Annotated in this window: 10 protein-coding genes; 5 read left to right on the plus strand and 5 right to left on the minus strand. The window is 58.3% G+C overall.

All coding sequences use genetic code 11. The annotated features are described in order from the left end of the window. Together ACYVAC_RS05315 and ACYVAC_RS05320 are read right to left on the minus strand one after the other, a co-directional pair. Complete coding sequence (locus ACYVAC_RS05315; RefSeq protein WP_461096561.1) at positions 1–321, minus strand: DUF952 domain-containing protein; 321 nt, start codon at positions 319–321, stop codon at positions 1–3. After that, positions 318–3,500, minus strand: a complete 3,183-nt coding sequence (locus ACYVAC_RS05320) for an efflux RND transporter permease subunit (protein WP_461096562.1) — start codon at positions 3,498–3,500, stop codon at positions 318–320. Before ACYVAC_RS05320 ends, ACYVAC_RS05315 begins: the two co-directional genes overlap by 4 nt. Positions 3,501–3,841: 341 nt before the next feature. Here ACYVAC_RS05320 and ACYVAC_RS05325 point away from each other — a divergent pair, with 341 nt between their 5' ends. Next, on the plus strand, positions 3,842–4,285 hold the full coding sequence (locus ACYVAC_RS05325; protein ID WP_461096563.1) for a peptidylprolyl isomerase: 444 nt from the start codon (positions 3,842–3,844) through the stop codon (positions 4,283–4,285). Between the two features lie 95 nt (positions 4,286–4,380). On the opposite strand, the gene ACYVAC_RS05330 is transcribed toward ACYVAC_RS05325, so the two are convergent. From ACYVAC_RS05330 to ACYVAC_RS05340, 3 genes are all read right to left on the minus strand, one after another. Beyond that, the gene (locus tag ACYVAC_RS05330; protein WP_461096564.1) at positions 4,381–6,495 is read right to left on the minus strand and encodes a peptidylprolyl isomerase; all 2,115 of its coding nucleotides are present in this window, start codon (positions 6,493–6,495) and stop codon (positions 4,381–4,383) included. A gap of 251 nt (positions 6,496–6,746) precedes the next feature. Next, entirely contained in the window at positions 6,747–7,289 is a 543-nt protein-coding gene (locus ACYVAC_RS05335; RefSeq protein WP_461096565.1) for a sll1863 family stress response protein, read from the minus strand. A 53-nt stretch (positions 7,290–7,342) separates the two neighbouring features. After that, positions 7,343–7,975, minus strand: coding sequence for a thioredoxin family protein (locus tag ACYVAC_RS05340; protein ID WP_461096566.1), 633 nt, complete (start codon positions 7,973–7,975; stop codon positions 7,343–7,345). Positions 7,976–8,122: 147 nt separating this feature from the next. On the opposite strand from ACYVAC_RS05340, the gene ACYVAC_RS05345 reads away from it, so the two are divergent. The 4 genes from ACYVAC_RS05345 (at position 8,123) to ACYVAC_RS05360 (ending at position 14,433) form a co-directional block, all read left to right on the plus strand. After that, a complete protein-coding gene (locus ACYVAC_RS05345; protein ID WP_461096568.1) occupies positions 8,123–8,743 on the plus strand; it encodes a TetR/AcrR family transcriptional regulator in 621 nt (206 codons plus the stop codon). A 49-nt stretch (positions 8,744–8,792) separates the two neighbouring features. After that, a complete protein-coding gene (locus ACYVAC_RS05350; RefSeq protein ID WP_461096569.1) occupies positions 8,793–10,166 on the plus strand; it encodes a TolC family protein in 1,374 nt (457 codons plus the stop codon). A 75-nt stretch (positions 10,167–10,241) separates the two neighbouring features. Next, entirely contained in the window at positions 10,242–11,297 is a 1,056-nt protein-coding gene (locus ACYVAC_RS05355) for an efflux RND transporter periplasmic adaptor subunit (protein ID WP_461096570.1), read from the plus strand. A gap of 37 nt (positions 11,298–11,334) precedes the next feature. Further along, on the plus strand, positions 11,335–14,433 hold the full coding sequence (locus ACYVAC_RS05360; RefSeq protein ID WP_461096571.1) for an efflux RND transporter permease subunit: 3,099 nt from the start codon (positions 11,335–11,337) through the stop codon (positions 14,431–14,433). The last annotated feature ends 55 nt before the right edge of the window (positions 14,434–14,488 follow it).

Genomic DNA, 14,488 nt, shown 5'->3' on the forward strand with positions numbered 1-14,488 from the left:
TCAGACTGGCTGCCGGTGGGCCTCGGTGATGGCCTCGACCCCGATTACAGCATCGCGGTTGAGGGGGCCATACAGATGCGGAAACAGGGCATTGTCGGTGGCGGGTTCGTAGCGCAGCTCAGCCGTCAGCCGGTCGGTGTCGACGTGCAGCAGCAGCAGATCCGTCACCCCGGCGTAGTAGCGCCCCAGCACCCCGGCGACCTGCGGGGCAGTGGCGAGGTGAATGAAGCCTTCGGTCGACAGACTGGCTGCTTCGTAGGCGGGCTGCCCATCGGCACGAGCCCAGTCGGCGGCCGACACAACGTGATAGATCAGACTCATGCGAGCGGTTCGGTTGGGGTAGATGCTGTTTTGCGGGCCAGGTAACTAAACACAACGGGCACAAACAGCAGGGTGGTAAAGGTAGCCAGCAGCAGCCCGCCAATTACGGCGCGCCCCAGTGGCGCGTTCTGCTCCCCGCCTTCGCCCAGGCCCAGCGACATGGGCAGCATCCCGATAATCATGGCGATGGCGGTCATCAGAATGGGCCGGAGTCGGGTGCGGCCGGCCTCGAGGGCTGCCTCGTAGGCATTACCCCCGAAAAGCGGGAGCTGGTCTTTGGCGAAGCTGACCAGCAGGATACTGTTGGCCGTGGCCACACCGACGCTCATGATGGCGCCCATCAGCGATGGAATGCTGAACGTGGTGCCAGTCAGGAAAAGCATCCAGACCATGCCGCAGAGCGCACCCGGCAGGGCCGTAATAATGATAAACGGGTAGCGGAACGACTGGAAGTTGACGACCATCAGCAGGTAGACCAGAATAGCCGCAAACACGATCCCGAGACCCAGCCGGCTGAACGCGCTTTCCATGCTGGCCACCTGCCCGCGAATGGTAATGACGTTGCCCGGCTTGAGCTGCGTTTTAAACTCGTCCGACAGGGCGTTGAGCTGTTTGGCCACCGAACCCAGATCGGTTCGCTCGACCGATGCATACACGTCGTAGCTGGGCTGCGTGTTCACCCGGTTGATAATCATGGGCGCCGTGGTGCGCCGTACGGTCGTGATGTTGTTGAGCAGCTGGGGCGATACAGGAGCCGCGCCAGCCGCGGCCGTGGGTACTACGGGTGTCCGCAGCAGCTTTTCGTACGAGTCGAGTTTATAGGGGGGCGTCTGCACAGCAATCAGGTACGGAAAGCCCGTTACCGGATCGGGCCAGAAGTTAGGCTTGGTCTGCCCGGTGCCACTCAGTGAAATATTCAGGTTGGTGGCCACACGCTGCTCGGTTACCCCAAACTGCCCCGCCCGCTCGCGGTCGATGTCCAGAAACAGTTCGGGCGCATCGAGAACCTGGTGCAGGTGCACATCGACTGCGCCGGGAATCTGGGCTACGCGTTCGCGCATCTGCCGGGCTACTTTCAGGTTGTTGGCCCGGTCGAAGCCCGACACCTGCACGTCGATCGCCGAGGTAAGCCCGAAGTTCAGAATCTGACTGACAATGTCGGCCGGCAGAAAAAAGTACGTTACGTCGGGCATCTCGTCGCGCAGGCGGTTGCGCAGCTCGCGCATGTACACATCGGTAGGCTGCGACCGCTCCTCGTTCAGCGAAATCAACAGTTCGGCATCCGACGCCCCCACCGACGAGTTATCGGTAAAAATAAAGTTGTACCGCTCTGAGGTCAGCCCGATATTGCTGATGATGGAGCCCACTTCGGCCTCGGGAATCGTCTCCCGCACAATTTCGGCCGTGCGGGCGGCAATCTGTTCGGTTGCTTCGAGCCGCGTTCCGGCCGGAGCGCGCATGTGTAGTTTAAGCTGACCGGCATCGACCCTGGGGAAAAAGTCGCGGCCTACAAACGGCACCAGCACCAGCGTGAAGCCCACCACAACCAGAAACAGCAGCAGCACCACACGACGGTGGTCGAGGGTCCAGGTAAGGGCGTTGAGGTAACGGGCCTGAAACCGGTCGAAGCCGCGGTTGAACCGGGCGTAGACCCGGCCAAAACCCGAGGCCGGGTGGGCCTCATCATGGCTGTGCGATTCGCCCTTCAGCATCAGATCGGCGAGGGCCGGCACCAGCGTCCGCGACAGTATATACGAGGCCAGCATGGCAAACACCACGGCTTCGGCCAGCGGCCCAAACAGGAACCGGGCCGGCCCTTCCAGAAACAGCACCGACGTAAACACAATACAGATGGTCAGGGTAGACACCAGCGTGGGCGTTGCGATCTGCTGGGCACCTTCCAGAATGGCCTGCCGCAGCGGCATACCCAGTTCTTCGTTGCGGTGAATGTTCTCGATTGTCACGGTGGCATCATCGACCAGAATCCCGATAGCCAGTGCCAGTCCGCCCAGCGTCTGAATGTTCAGCGTTTCGCCCAGCAGGTATAGCACGATCAGCGAACACATAATCGACAGCGGGATCGAGATGGCCACGATAAGTGTACTGCGCCAGCTACCCAGAAAGAGCAGAATCATGGCCGCCGTCAGCAGGGCCGCAATAAGGCCTTCAACAACTACTCCTTTGATCGACGCCCGGACAAACACCGACTGGTCGAACAGTTCCTGGATGCGCAGGTTGGCCGGGGCAGCCGCCCGCACCGTGGGCAGAATCTGCTGGCGAATCTTGTCGACGATTTCGGTGGTTGAGGCATTACCGGTTTTCACGATGCTCATGAGCACCCCTTTACTACCGTCCTGCTTGACGATGTTAGCCTGCACAGCGGCTCCGTCGTGCACGTTGGCCACGTCGCGCATGTGCACCGTGGTGCCCGCCTGAATCTTGATGGGAATATCGTTGAGCGTGGTAATGACGTCGGGCTTGGAGTTGAGCCGCACGTTGTACTCGCGCTCGGCCAGCCGCAGTGTACCGCTGGGCAGGGTCAGGTTTTGGGCAGCCACCGCGTTGAGCACTTCTTCGGGCGTCACGTTGTAGGCCACCAGCTGGTCGGGTTCCAGATCAACCATGATCTGGCGGGTTTTCCCCCCGAAAGCCTGGGAGAGCCGGCTACCCGGCACAGTCGAAATCTGCGGGCGTACCCGCGTCTGGGCATAGTCGGTAATCTGCGGCTCAGTCAGACTGTCTGACGACAGGCCCAGCTGCAGCACCGGCACGTCGGTTGCGTTGTAGCGTACGATGAGCGGAGGCTGGGTGCCGGGCGGCATCCTGACCAGAATAGTCTGCGAAATGGCCGTTACCTGGGCAATGGCTTCCTCGATCTTTACCGTCGGCTGGAAATAGATCTTCAGTACGGCGGTACCATTATACGTCTGCGACTCGATACGCTGGATGTCGCTTACGTTGTTGATAATCGACGTTTCGGAGAAGTTGGTGATCATCTTCTCCATTTCGTTGGTCGACAGCCCATTATATCCCCACAACACCGATACGACCGGGATGTTGATGCGCGGGAAAATATCCGTTGGCATCTGCGATACCGACAGCCCCCCCATCAGTATAATCAGCAACGCCATTACGGCAATCGTATACTTTTTCTCGAGGGCTAACCGAACAATCCACATGGGCTGAAAACGAAAACGGCAGGCTTAGTAAAATAACCGGGTAATCTTACTCAGCCTTACCTAACCGACTGAGTACAATTGCACTAAATAAAGGCGCTTGGCAGAGATAGACCTGTTAGTGAACGCTAAAACAGGTGATTGAGTCGCAAATTAACCAAAATTACACTATGTAAAATTGACTTATTTCAAGGATTACTTTCCTCCCGCCACAGCAGCCAGCCCAGCCTACGAAGCAGGCCGGGCACCGTGTAAAGCCAGGCGTACGGCGGTTCCTAACCGGGGTGATGACAGAAGTTATTCTTTCGTCGTAATTTTGTACCACAACAACAATCCGTTTAGTCATGCCAAAGGCACAAATGAATACCGATAAGGGAACGATGCTGATCGAGTTCTTCGACAAGGACGCGCCGAAAGCCGTTGCCAACTTTATCTCGCTTGCCCAGAAAGGATTCTACGATGGGGTTATGTTTCACCGCGTTATCCCGAACTTCATGATTCAGGGTGGCGATCCTACCGGCACCGGTGCGGGTGGCCCCGGCTACACCATCGAGTGTGAACTGGACGGCAACAATCAGTACCACGATCGGGGGGTACTATCGATGGCTCACCGGGGTCGCAACACGGGCGGTTCGCAGTTCTTCATCTGCCACAACCGGCAGAACACGGCCCACCTCGACCGCAACCACACCGTATTCGGTAAAGTAGTCGAAGGGCTGGATGTCATCGACCAGATTCGTCAGGGCGACAAGATCAACAGCATCACCGTTATCGAAGACGAAGCCTAGAGCGCTTTCCGCGATGCCCCGCCCCGTTGTATGGGGCATAAAAAAGCCCCGTCTGTTGCAGACGGGGCTTTTTCGTTCGTCGTATCACCGGGCTATTAATAGAACCGGGCGCGGTTATCTTCAACCTTGGCCGCTTCCTTGATGGCTTCGTTGATGTAGAAACCAGTCCGGGCGCTGTTGTTCTGCTGGATCTGGTTTTTGTAGAGGCTGTAATCGGCAATAGCGGGAGCCGGGGTGATGCTGGTCGGTTCCAGAATCAGTACACCTGCTTCACCGGCGAACGGTTTCGAGCGCTTACCCGCTTTCAGACCGAATGCGCGACCCAGGGCAGCCGGATCGACCCCGGCGCTGCGCAGGAAGCCCGTGGCCAGATTCACGTCGTCGGCCGTTTCGACCAGCGCACCGGCACCATACTTCTGAGCGATGCTTTCGAGCGAGCCCGACGCGTTGCCCAGTTTGCTGATGATCTGCTCGCCTTTCAGCTGGTTGCGCACTTTGGCGGTCAGCTCGTTGCGGTAATCGCTCACCTGCACCTTGTCTTTATCGGTCTTGTTGGTCAGTACAGCAATCACGTACTGGTCGCCGATCTCAAACGGAGTCGATACATCGTTCACATCCGTTTTATCGTCGAACGTCCACCGTACCAGCTGACGGGCATCGGTCAGGGCGTTTACCTGGCTGGCGCCTTCCGAAATGCGCTCGGCCGTGGCTACTACCAACGATTTATCTTCTTTTACTTTAGCAACAAACTCGTCCTTGGTGTGCACATCCGACGCGAACTGATCGGCTTTGCGCAGGGCCTCATCGCGCGTAGCCTGGCTCGGCGCAATGGTTTTGCCGATGGCGGCAATGCGGTAGAGCTGGTTCGTTTTAGGCTCGGTTACCTTGATGATGTGGTACCCGAAATCGGTTTCGATTAGCCGCGGAATCAAACCGGCCGATGAAGCACCAAACACAGCCGACTCAAACGGCTTCACCATCTGGCCATTGTTTTTGAAGTACCCCAGGTCGCCACCCAGCTGGGCCGAACCATCGGCGCTGTTGGTCTGGGCCAGGGCTTCGAAGCTGGCTCCACCCTGAATCTGCTCCAGAATGCTCTGCGCCCGCCGACGCGCTTCGGCTTTAGCCGAGTCGGTCTGTGCCGTTGGGCGAATCAGGATGTGGCTGGCACGGGCCGTGAAGCTCGTGTCGCGACGGGTTCCGCCGTACTTGTAGATGAAGTACGTATTCCCTTCGCGGAATGGACCGTAGATACCGCCCGGCGCAAACGTCGGGATCGACGCCCGCAGCTGTTCAGGCATTTCGCCGGCCGTCATGTAAAGCGGCACCCGAACGTCGCTGTTCTGCAGGGCAAACGACGAGTCGTTGGCTGCGGCACCAAGCCCACGCGCCAGGGTTTTGATTTCGTTGTAAAGTGTGGCGCTGTCTTCTTTCGACGGCGCTACCGAGAACGTCACGTACTGGATCGACCGGCTGTTCACACCCGGATACTCATCCTTGTGCTTATCGAGGTACTCCTGCAGCTGCGAGTCGGTTACTTTAACCGTCGTATCGTTGATGGCGTAGTAAGGCACGAAGAGAAACTTGATGTTGGCTTTCGTGTTCTGCGCCTGGTATTCTTTCTGGGCTTCGGCCGTGGTGGCGAAGTTCGACAGGCGCATCAGGCCTTCGTACTTGTCGCGCAGGCGGCTCTGGCTGATGTTCTGCTCGAAGCTCGCCCAGGCAGCCTGCTGCTGTGGCGGCAGGTTTTTGAGGCCTTTCAGGTAGCTAATGATCTGGCTTTTGTCGAACACACCCGTTTGGGGGTTGGTGAACGCCTGCCGAACGGCGGGGCTGATGTTATTGCCCTGTACCATGTCGACCAGTTCCTCGGGCGATACTTTCAGACCGAGTTTGTCGAATTCTTTCTGGTAGGCAATATCGAAGAGGAGCTGATTCCAGGCCTGCTCGCGCAGTTGCGCCATATCCTGTTCTGCCGGTGCCCGACCCGTCTGCTGCTCATACTGCGCCCGCAGCTGATCAACTTTGGCATTGAACTCCTGAACGTCAATGGATTGGCCGGCTATTTCACCTACTTCCTGCTGGTTTCCACCAAACAGCATACTACGGCCACCGAGCAGGTCTCCCCCTACGATGAACAGAATCAAACTGACGGCAATGACGCCGACGGCTAATCCTGAACGTTCTCTGATCTTGTTAATGACAGACATTTCGCTTTTTACAGTCAATTTAGCCCGCAAAATAACAGGTTTTCCTGCTGTAATACAAGCCAATTCGGGCGCCCTCACGCTGCGTTTGTATGGATCGGCGGTATATTCTGTTTTTTTTTGGCCGGCCGGCCAATTGAGGTCATTCAGAAACACATTGTAGAAAAAATACCCCACCCGGTACACAAAAAAAACCGGCCCCCTGTAGAGACCGGTTTTGGTAACAGACGAGCCAGCCTTATGCCGGCTGTTGTTTAGTTGTCCAGCTTGTCGCCGGCGCGATCAAACGCATCGCCGATGTTTTTACCGGCCTGCTTAAAACCGGCTTTCACGTCTTTCCAAGCAGCCGCCGTAGCATTCTGCGCCTTGTCGATATCGTTACCCAGTTCTTTCCGCTCTTCTTCCAGCTTGGCCAGGCTTTCTTTCGATTCAGCTTTGGCTTTAGCACCCTGCCGGTTGATATCGGCTTTCATTTCGGCGATTTTAGCGTCCAGTTTGTCCTTCTGCACGTTCATTTTAGCCACAGCTTCCTTACGCTCCCGCTCGAAATCGGCGCTTGCTTCTTCGGCTTTAGCATCCATTTTGTCGCCGGCAGCCTCCATATCAGCTTTGGTTTCGGCAGTAGCCTCTTTCGTATCGGCTTCAATCGCGTCGCCGGTTTGTTCCATCGCATCTTCCGTGCGCGATTCTTTCTTACCGTCGGATCCACAGGCCTGCAGCAGGGCCAGCGAGGCAACAACCATAACCATTCCGGCTATATTCTTTACGCGGGTCAAAACGAGTTGGGGCTTATTCATTGTTTGCGTGTAGTTTGATTTACAGAAATTACGTCTGCAAAGCCTGTGCCAGCTCAGGGCTTCCACATTACGGCGCAACCGATGGGCTTGGTAATGGGCGAAGCTACCGGCCGCCCCGCCAGCAAACTCGTGACGGCCTCGTCGACATACCGGCGCTGCACCCCGGCGCGGTCCTGCGGGCTATCGTCGATAGCGCCGGTGTACTCAAGCACAAACTGGCCACCCGTCTGTTTGAGCACAAATGCCTGAGGTGTCCGGATCACCCCAAAGCGCCGGGCCGTGAGCTGATGTTCGTCGAGCCCATAGGCATAACCAAAGTTTTGTTCGCGCGCCCGGCGCTGCATGTTCTCATACGAATCATCTTCGTAGGCCGTGGGGTCATTCGGCATGATGGCCAGCACGGGGTATCCCAGTGGCCCAAACCGCGCATTGAGCGACTGCACCCGCTCTTCGTAGATGCGCGAAAACGGACAGTGGTTACTGCTGAAAATAATGATCAGCCCTTTCTGCGCTTTATAGTCGGCCAGGGTTATGGTGCGCCCATCCACGTTTTTGAGCGTAAAATCGGTCACCATGTCCCCCAGCGCATAGGCCCGGTTCGGTTGCGCCTGAACCGACCCAATGGCCAGGCCAAGCCACACCAGCAATACACTCCAGTTAACACTCATGGTTGGTAATACCTGCATTTTATACTTAGATAACAAAGAGGAGCCGACGATTAGTGCAACACCCCTAACTCCCTAAAAAAAAACAGCTTGCCCTTTTTTTTGGCCATAACGCTTGACTCACTAAACACCGTTCAGTATGTTTGCATCGTTAAGTAAATAGACACCATGGGTATCACAGAGCGAAAAGAGCGGGAACGGGAGGAGATGCGCCGGCTGATCCTGGAGGCTGCTCAGCGCCTGTTCATTGCCCATGGCTTCGACAAGGTAAGCATCCGAACGATTGCCGATGAGATTGAATACAGTCCGGCAACCATTTATTTATACTACAAAGACAAGAACGACCTGCTGTTTGCGCTGCACCAGGCTGGTTTTCGGGCCATGATCGAGCAGATGCAGCCCGCACTGGCCAGTGTCGACGATCCGTTTGAGCGGCTCATTGCCATGGGCACCGAATACATCCGGTTTGCCGTCAGCAATCCTGAACTGTTTGACCTGATGTTTATCATGACCGCGCCCATCGAAGCACTGACCTGCCGCGATGAAACCTGGGACGATGGGCTTCGGGCCTTCCAGCTGCTGGTCGACCTTGTTCAGTCCTGCATCGATGCCGGTCTGTTCAAAACGCAGGATGCCACCACGGCTGCGCTGATGATCTGGAGCGCGGTGCATGGCTATACGGCCCTGTTTCTGCGTAAGCGATTGACCATGTTCGACGAAGCCAACCTGCAACAGCAGATGAATCAGGCCTTTGTGCTCTTCATCGAAACCATCCGCCGAGGGCTCTGATATTTTTTTACCCATTCACTAAACAACGTTCATTAAATGATCTGGCATCATGAAGCTCATTATCACTAGTCTGCTTATCCTGCTGAGCTGGCGTGTGCAGGCCCAGCCTGCCAACCCAGCGCCCCGTACAACGGTGCTCGACGGCTACATCCGGCTCGGGCTGGCCAACAACCTGACGCTACGGCAGGAATCGCTCGATGTGAGCCGGGTTCAGGAAGTGGTCAATCAGGCCCGATCGGCGTTTTATCCGCGCCTAGCCTTCAATCCCACGTACTCGCTGGCCGCCGGGGGACGCCGGCTCGAATTTCCGGTGGGCGACCTGCTCAACCCGGCCTATCGCACCCTCAACCAGCTCACCGGCAGCGACCGCTTTCCCACCAATATCCCCAACGTCAATCAGCTGCTGGCGCCCAACGACTTTCACGACACCAAGTTTACGGTACAGTACGCCCTCTTCAACACCGACATCCAGTACAACTACCTCATTCAGCAGCAGTTGCTGTCGGCACAGGAAGCCCGCCGGCGGGTGGTCGAAAATGAGATTCGCTACGCCATCAGCACGGCCTACTACCAGTATCTGCAAACGCTAGACGCCCAGCAGCTGCTCGACAACGGGCGCCGGGTGCTGAGCGAACTGGCCCGGCTCAACGAAAAACTCGTCAGCAACAACGTAGCCACCCGTGAAACCGTCACCTCAGCCCGCTACGAACTGTCGAAGGTGGATCAGCAGCTGGCAATGGCAACCAAAAACCGGGAGTCGGCCCGGGCATACCTCAACGTTCTGCTCAACCGCAATTTGCAGACACCTGTCGAGGTCGACTCGATGCTGACGCGGGTGCTGCCCGAATCGGCCGCGACGCTCGACGCGCTGCAGGAAACGGCCCTCCACGACCGGCAGGAACTGTCGCAGCTGACCAGTTCGCTGCGGGCGGCCCAAACGGCCGTGCGGCTCAACGAAGCCAACGCCCGGATTCCAAACCTGTACATCGGTGGCAACGCCGGCTTTCAGGGTTTTGGCTACACCTTCAGCAACCAGGCGTATGTGGTAGCGCAGGTAGGCCTGCAGTGGGACCTGTTCCGGGGATTCGAGAAACGATCGAAAATTCAGCAGGCCAAAATTCAGACCGAGCAGATACAGACCCGGATGAGCGACGTGCAGCAACAGATCCGGCTGCAGGTGGTGCAGGCCTACTACGACCTGCAGGCCGCCAACCAGAGTCTGCTCGCCACCCAACAGGGGGTTGTCAACGCCGACCAGACCTTTCGCGTGATCGACAGCAAGTACCGCAACGGGCAGGCGCTCCTGATCGAATACCTGCGTTTTCAGAACGACCGGCTCACCGCCCAGCTGCAGCAATCGCTGGCCCGCACCGACGTGCTGGTGAAACGGGCCGCCCTCGACCGGGCGCTGGCCGTCGACTAAATCGGCCACCACGCCTGCCCCGCGCCGGGGCTCCGCACCAACTCCCTTATGCTTTTACGCCATCACTGTTTTGCCATGAATCGTTTCAACTACCTCCATGCGCTGCTCGCCATCGGCCTCCTGGCTTCGTGCAGCCACTCGACCGACACGCCAGCCGAACGGCCGGCGGCCGCCGACGAAGCCGTTATTCCCGTTTCCCTGACAACTGTCGGTACCGTTGTACGCGCTGAGCCGGTGGTGGCTTCAGGCCTTATCTCGTCGGCACAGGAAGCGCGGCTGTCGTTCAAGGTGGGCGGCATTATCAACAAGCTTTATGTCGACGAAGGGCAGCCCGTCCGGAAAGGGCAGCTGCTGGCCACACTCGATCTGACCGAAATTAATGCGCAGGTGATGCAGGCCACGCTGGCCCGCGAGAAAGCCGAGCGCGACCTGGGGCGCGTCAACAAGCTCTACGCCGACACGGCCGCGACGCTTGAGCAACTGCAGAACGCCACCACCGGCACCAACGTGGCGCGGCAAAACCTGACCATCGCGCAGTTTAACCGCAACTACGCCCAGATCAGAGCAACCGTGGATGGTACGGTAACGCGCCGGGTGGCCAATGAAGGTGAGTTTGTGGCGCCCGGAGCCTCAGTCTACCTGGTTTCGGGCAACCGACCCAACGACTGGGTGGTACGGGTGGGGGTTTCTGATAAGGACTGGGTACGGCTGCGGCTGGGCAACCGGGCTACCATACAACTGGAAGCGTATCCCGGCAAAACGTTTACGGGCACCGTTAGCGAACTGGCTCAGGCCGCCGATCCCGTCAATAAGCTTTACGAGGTCGAAGTCCGACTCAATCCGGGCGCGGCCAGGGTGGCACCGGGGCTGTTTGCGCGGGTCACACTGATGCCGGCCCAGCAGCGCAGCTACGAGGTAGTACCCGTTGAGGCCATCGTGGAGGGCAATGGAAACAGCGGTTTCGTGTATGTGGTCACGAGCGATAAAAAGCATGTCCGGAAAGTGCCGGTACAGATTGGCTACATCGATGGGAGCAACGTGCTGCTGACGGGTGGCCTGGCCGGTCAGAAAACAGTGGTCACCGCCGGATCGGCCTTCCTGACCGAAAACGCAACGGTACAGCTTCAGTAAAACGACCGCCCGCCGGCGGGCTCAACTCCGTTTCTCTATGAACCTCTCTGAATTTTCCGTGAAGAACTGGCAGTTTATGCTGGTGCTCTTTCTGGGTGTGGCCGCGTTGGGTATCAACTCGCTGCTGACCATGCCGCGGGGCGAAGACCCCGAATTTACGGCCCCCGAATTTGCCGTGGCGGTTATCTACCCCGGCACCGACGCCATTTCGATGGAAGACCTGGTCGTAACGCCCGCCGAAAAACGATTCAACGAACTCGACAACATCAAACACATTATTACCAATGTCGATGACGGGCTGGCCGTGTTCCGGCTGCAGTATCAGTACGGACAGGACCCTGATGAGAAGTATCAGGAAGTGGTTCGGGAAGTAAATGCCCTGCGTGCCGAACTGCCGGCCGACGTGTTCGATGTCCGGATCAACAAGTTCTCGCCCACCGACGTGAGCATTGTGCAGCTGGCGCTGCAGTCGGAGGTGGCGTCGGATGCCGAACTGGCGCGCTACGCTACCCGCCTGCGCAAACAGCTCGAGAAAGTGAAGAGCCTGAAAAACGTACGCGACTGGGGTTACCCCGATGGTATTGTGCGGGTGTCGCTCAACATCGACCGCATGGCGCAGGAGGGTATTCCGGCCAACCGGGTGCTGGGTGCCATTCAGGGCGAAAACACCACTATTCCGGGTGGTAGCCTGCAGATCGGCACGCGCCGGTTCAACGTGAAAACGGCCGGGGCCTACCAGTCGCTCGACGAAATCCGGCAAACCATTGTATCGACCAACGGGCAGAAGATTATCCGGCTGGGCGACATTGCCGAGGTAGCCATGGCGCGCGAAGAAACCACCTACATAACCCGGCTCGACGGGCACCGGTCGGTACTGCTGACGGCCAGTCAGAAGCTGGGCGAAAACATCAGCAAGGTGGGCCAGCAGATCAACCCCGTGATCGAGTCGTTTACCAAAACGCTGCCGCCCCACATCAAACTGGTCAAGAATTTCGATCAGGCCGCCAGTGTCGACAAGCGGCTGTCGCGTTTCGCCACCGACTTCGCCATTGCCATTCTGCTCGTTTCGCTGACCCTGCTGCCCCTCGGTTTCCGGGCGGCTCTGGTGGTGATGATCTCCATCCCGCTGTCGCTGGCCATCGGCCTGTCGCTGCTCGACCTGCTGGGCTACAGCATCAACCAGCTGAGCATTGTGGGGCTTATTGTGGCCCTCGGCATTCTGGTCGACGACAGCATTGTGGTGGTCGAGAACATCGAGCGCTACCTGCGCGAAGGCTACGGCAAACGCGAGGCCGCCATTCGCGCTACCCGGCAAATCACGCTGGCCGTTATTGGCTGCACCACCACGCTGATCCTGGCGTTCCTGCCGCTGCTGTTTCTGCCCGAGAGTTCGGGCGATTTTATCCGGTCGCTGCCGATGGCCGTTATCACCACCGTGCTGGCCTCGCTCCTCGTTTCGCTGACCATTGTGCCTTTTCTGTCAAGCCGACTCCTCAAACATAGCCATAATCCCGACGGCAACATTTTTCTGCGGGCGCTCAAACGCGGCATCAGCGGTACCTACAGCCGCCTGCTCGACGTGGCCCTGCGCCACCGGCTCATCACACTGCTCGTAGCCGCCGGCATTTTCGGGGGCGCCCTGCTGCTGGCGGGACAGCTGGGGTTCGCCCTGTTTCCGGCCTCCGAGAAGCCGCAGTTTCTAATCAATATTGAAACGCCCGAGGGCAGCAGCCTCGACGAAACTAACCGGGTAGCGCGCTATGTCGAAAGTAAGCTCCGGCAAGATCGGGCCATCCGGCATTTCACGACCAACGTGGGGCGGGGCAATCCGCGGATCTACTACAACGTGATCCAGCGCAACGAGTCCACCAATTTCGCCCAGTTTTTTGTGCAGCTCTACGACGTGGAGCCCACCGGCAAACGCGCGCTAATCGATCACTACCGCTCGCTCTTTGCCTTGTTTCCGAATGCAAAAATCGAGGTAAAAGACTTTGAACAGGGCCCCACGCAGGAAGCTCCCATTGCCATCCGGCTGTTTGGCGAAAACCTCGATTCGCTGCAGGCCACGGCAGCCCGGGTCGAAGCGGTTCTGGCCAGAACGCCCGGTACGCTCTACGTGAATAACCCGCTGGCCAACCGCAAAACCGATCTCCGCATCCGCATCAACAAGGAGAAAGCCGGCCTGCTGGGTTTGTCCATCGCCGACATCAACCGCACCATCCGGCTGGCCATTGCGGGCCTCAACGTGGGAGCCTTCAACCCGCCCGCCAGCGGCAACGACGACGACCCCAGCGACTACACCATCAGCGTGACCCTGCCCAAAGGCCGTATCACCGACCCATCCATCCTGAATACGCTCTACGTGAATACCGTTACGGGGGGGGCTGTGCCGCTGCGGCAGGTGGCCGATCTGCAGTTCGAAACGGGCACCAATCAGGTGCGCCACTACGACAAGGACCGGTACGTAAGCATCACCGCTTTTGTCCGGACGGGCTACCTGGTCGACGATGTATATGGCGAGGTGCTGCAGCAGCTGGACAAGCTGCGGATGCCGGCGGGTTTCCGCTACGTAGCGGCCGGCGAGCTCGAAAGCCGCGAGGAGTCCTTCGGCGGGCTCGGTACCATTATCCTGATTACTGTTTTTGGATTCATGGCCGTGCTGATTCTGGAGTTCGGCACCCTGAAAAGCACCCTGATCGTGCTGTCGGTGATTCCGCTCGGCATTATCGGCGCCATCGTGGCGCTCTACCTGAGCAGTAACCCCTTCTCGTTTGTGGCCATCATCGGGCTCATCGCCCTGATCGGAATTGAGGTCAAAAACTCCATTCTGCTGGTCGATTTTACCAACCAGCTGCGCGAAGGGGGCATGGGCGTGGGCGAAGCCATCCGCGAAGCCGGCGAAGTGCGGTTCGTTCCGATCGTGCTGACCTCGCTCACGGCGATCGGCGGGCTGATGCCCCTGGCGCAGGAAGGGAATCCGCTTTATTCGCCCCTGGCGTGGGTACTGATCGGCGGCCTGGTGTCGAGCACGTTACTGTCGCGCATTGTGACGCCGGTACTCTACAGCCTGCTGCCCCCGCGCGTAACACCCAAACCAACCATTGCCGATGAGGCTCCTGAGTTCGCCGAAGCGTAGTACTTTTTTACCAGTGGGCAGGCATTTATAAGCGATAAATCCCTGCCGACACCAG

The organism is Spirosoma luteolum (genome assembly GCF_054778875.1).

Coding starts and splice junctions, on each gene's coding strand:
- ACYVAC_RS05315 (WP_461096561.1), bottom strand. CDS start 321: ATGAGTCTGATCTATCACGTTGTGTCGGCCGCCGACTGGGCTCGTGCC.
- ACYVAC_RS05320 (WP_461096562.1), bottom strand. CDS start 3,500: ATGTGGATTGTTCGGTTAGCCCTCGAGAAAAAGTATACGATTGCCGTA.
- ACYVAC_RS05325 (WP_461096563.1), top strand. CDS start 3,842: ATGCCAAAGGCACAAATGAATACCGATAAGGGAACGATGCTGATCGAG.
- ACYVAC_RS05330 (WP_461096564.1), bottom strand. CDS start 6,495: ATGTCTGTCATTAACAAGATCAGAGAACGTTCAGGATTAGCCGTCGGC.
- ACYVAC_RS05335 (WP_461096565.1), bottom strand. CDS start 7,289: ATGAATAAGCCCCAACTCGTTTTGACCCGCGTAAAGAATATAGCCGGA.
- ACYVAC_RS05340 (WP_461096566.1), bottom strand. CDS start 7,975: ATGCAGGTATTACCAACCATGAGTGTTAACTGGAGTGTATTGCTGGTG.
- ACYVAC_RS05345 (WP_461096568.1), top strand. CDS start 8,123: ATGGGTATCACAGAGCGAAAAGAGCGGGAACGGGAGGAGATGCGCCGG.
- ACYVAC_RS05350 (WP_461096569.1), top strand. CDS start 8,793: ATGAAGCTCATTATCACTAGTCTGCTTATCCTGCTGAGCTGGCGTGTG.
- ACYVAC_RS05355 (WP_461096570.1), top strand. CDS start 10,242: ATGAATCGTTTCAACTACCTCCATGCGCTGCTCGCCATCGGCCTCCTG.
- ACYVAC_RS05360 (WP_461096571.1), top strand. CDS start 11,335: ATGAACCTCTCTGAATTTTCCGTGAAGAACTGGCAGTTTATGCTGGTG.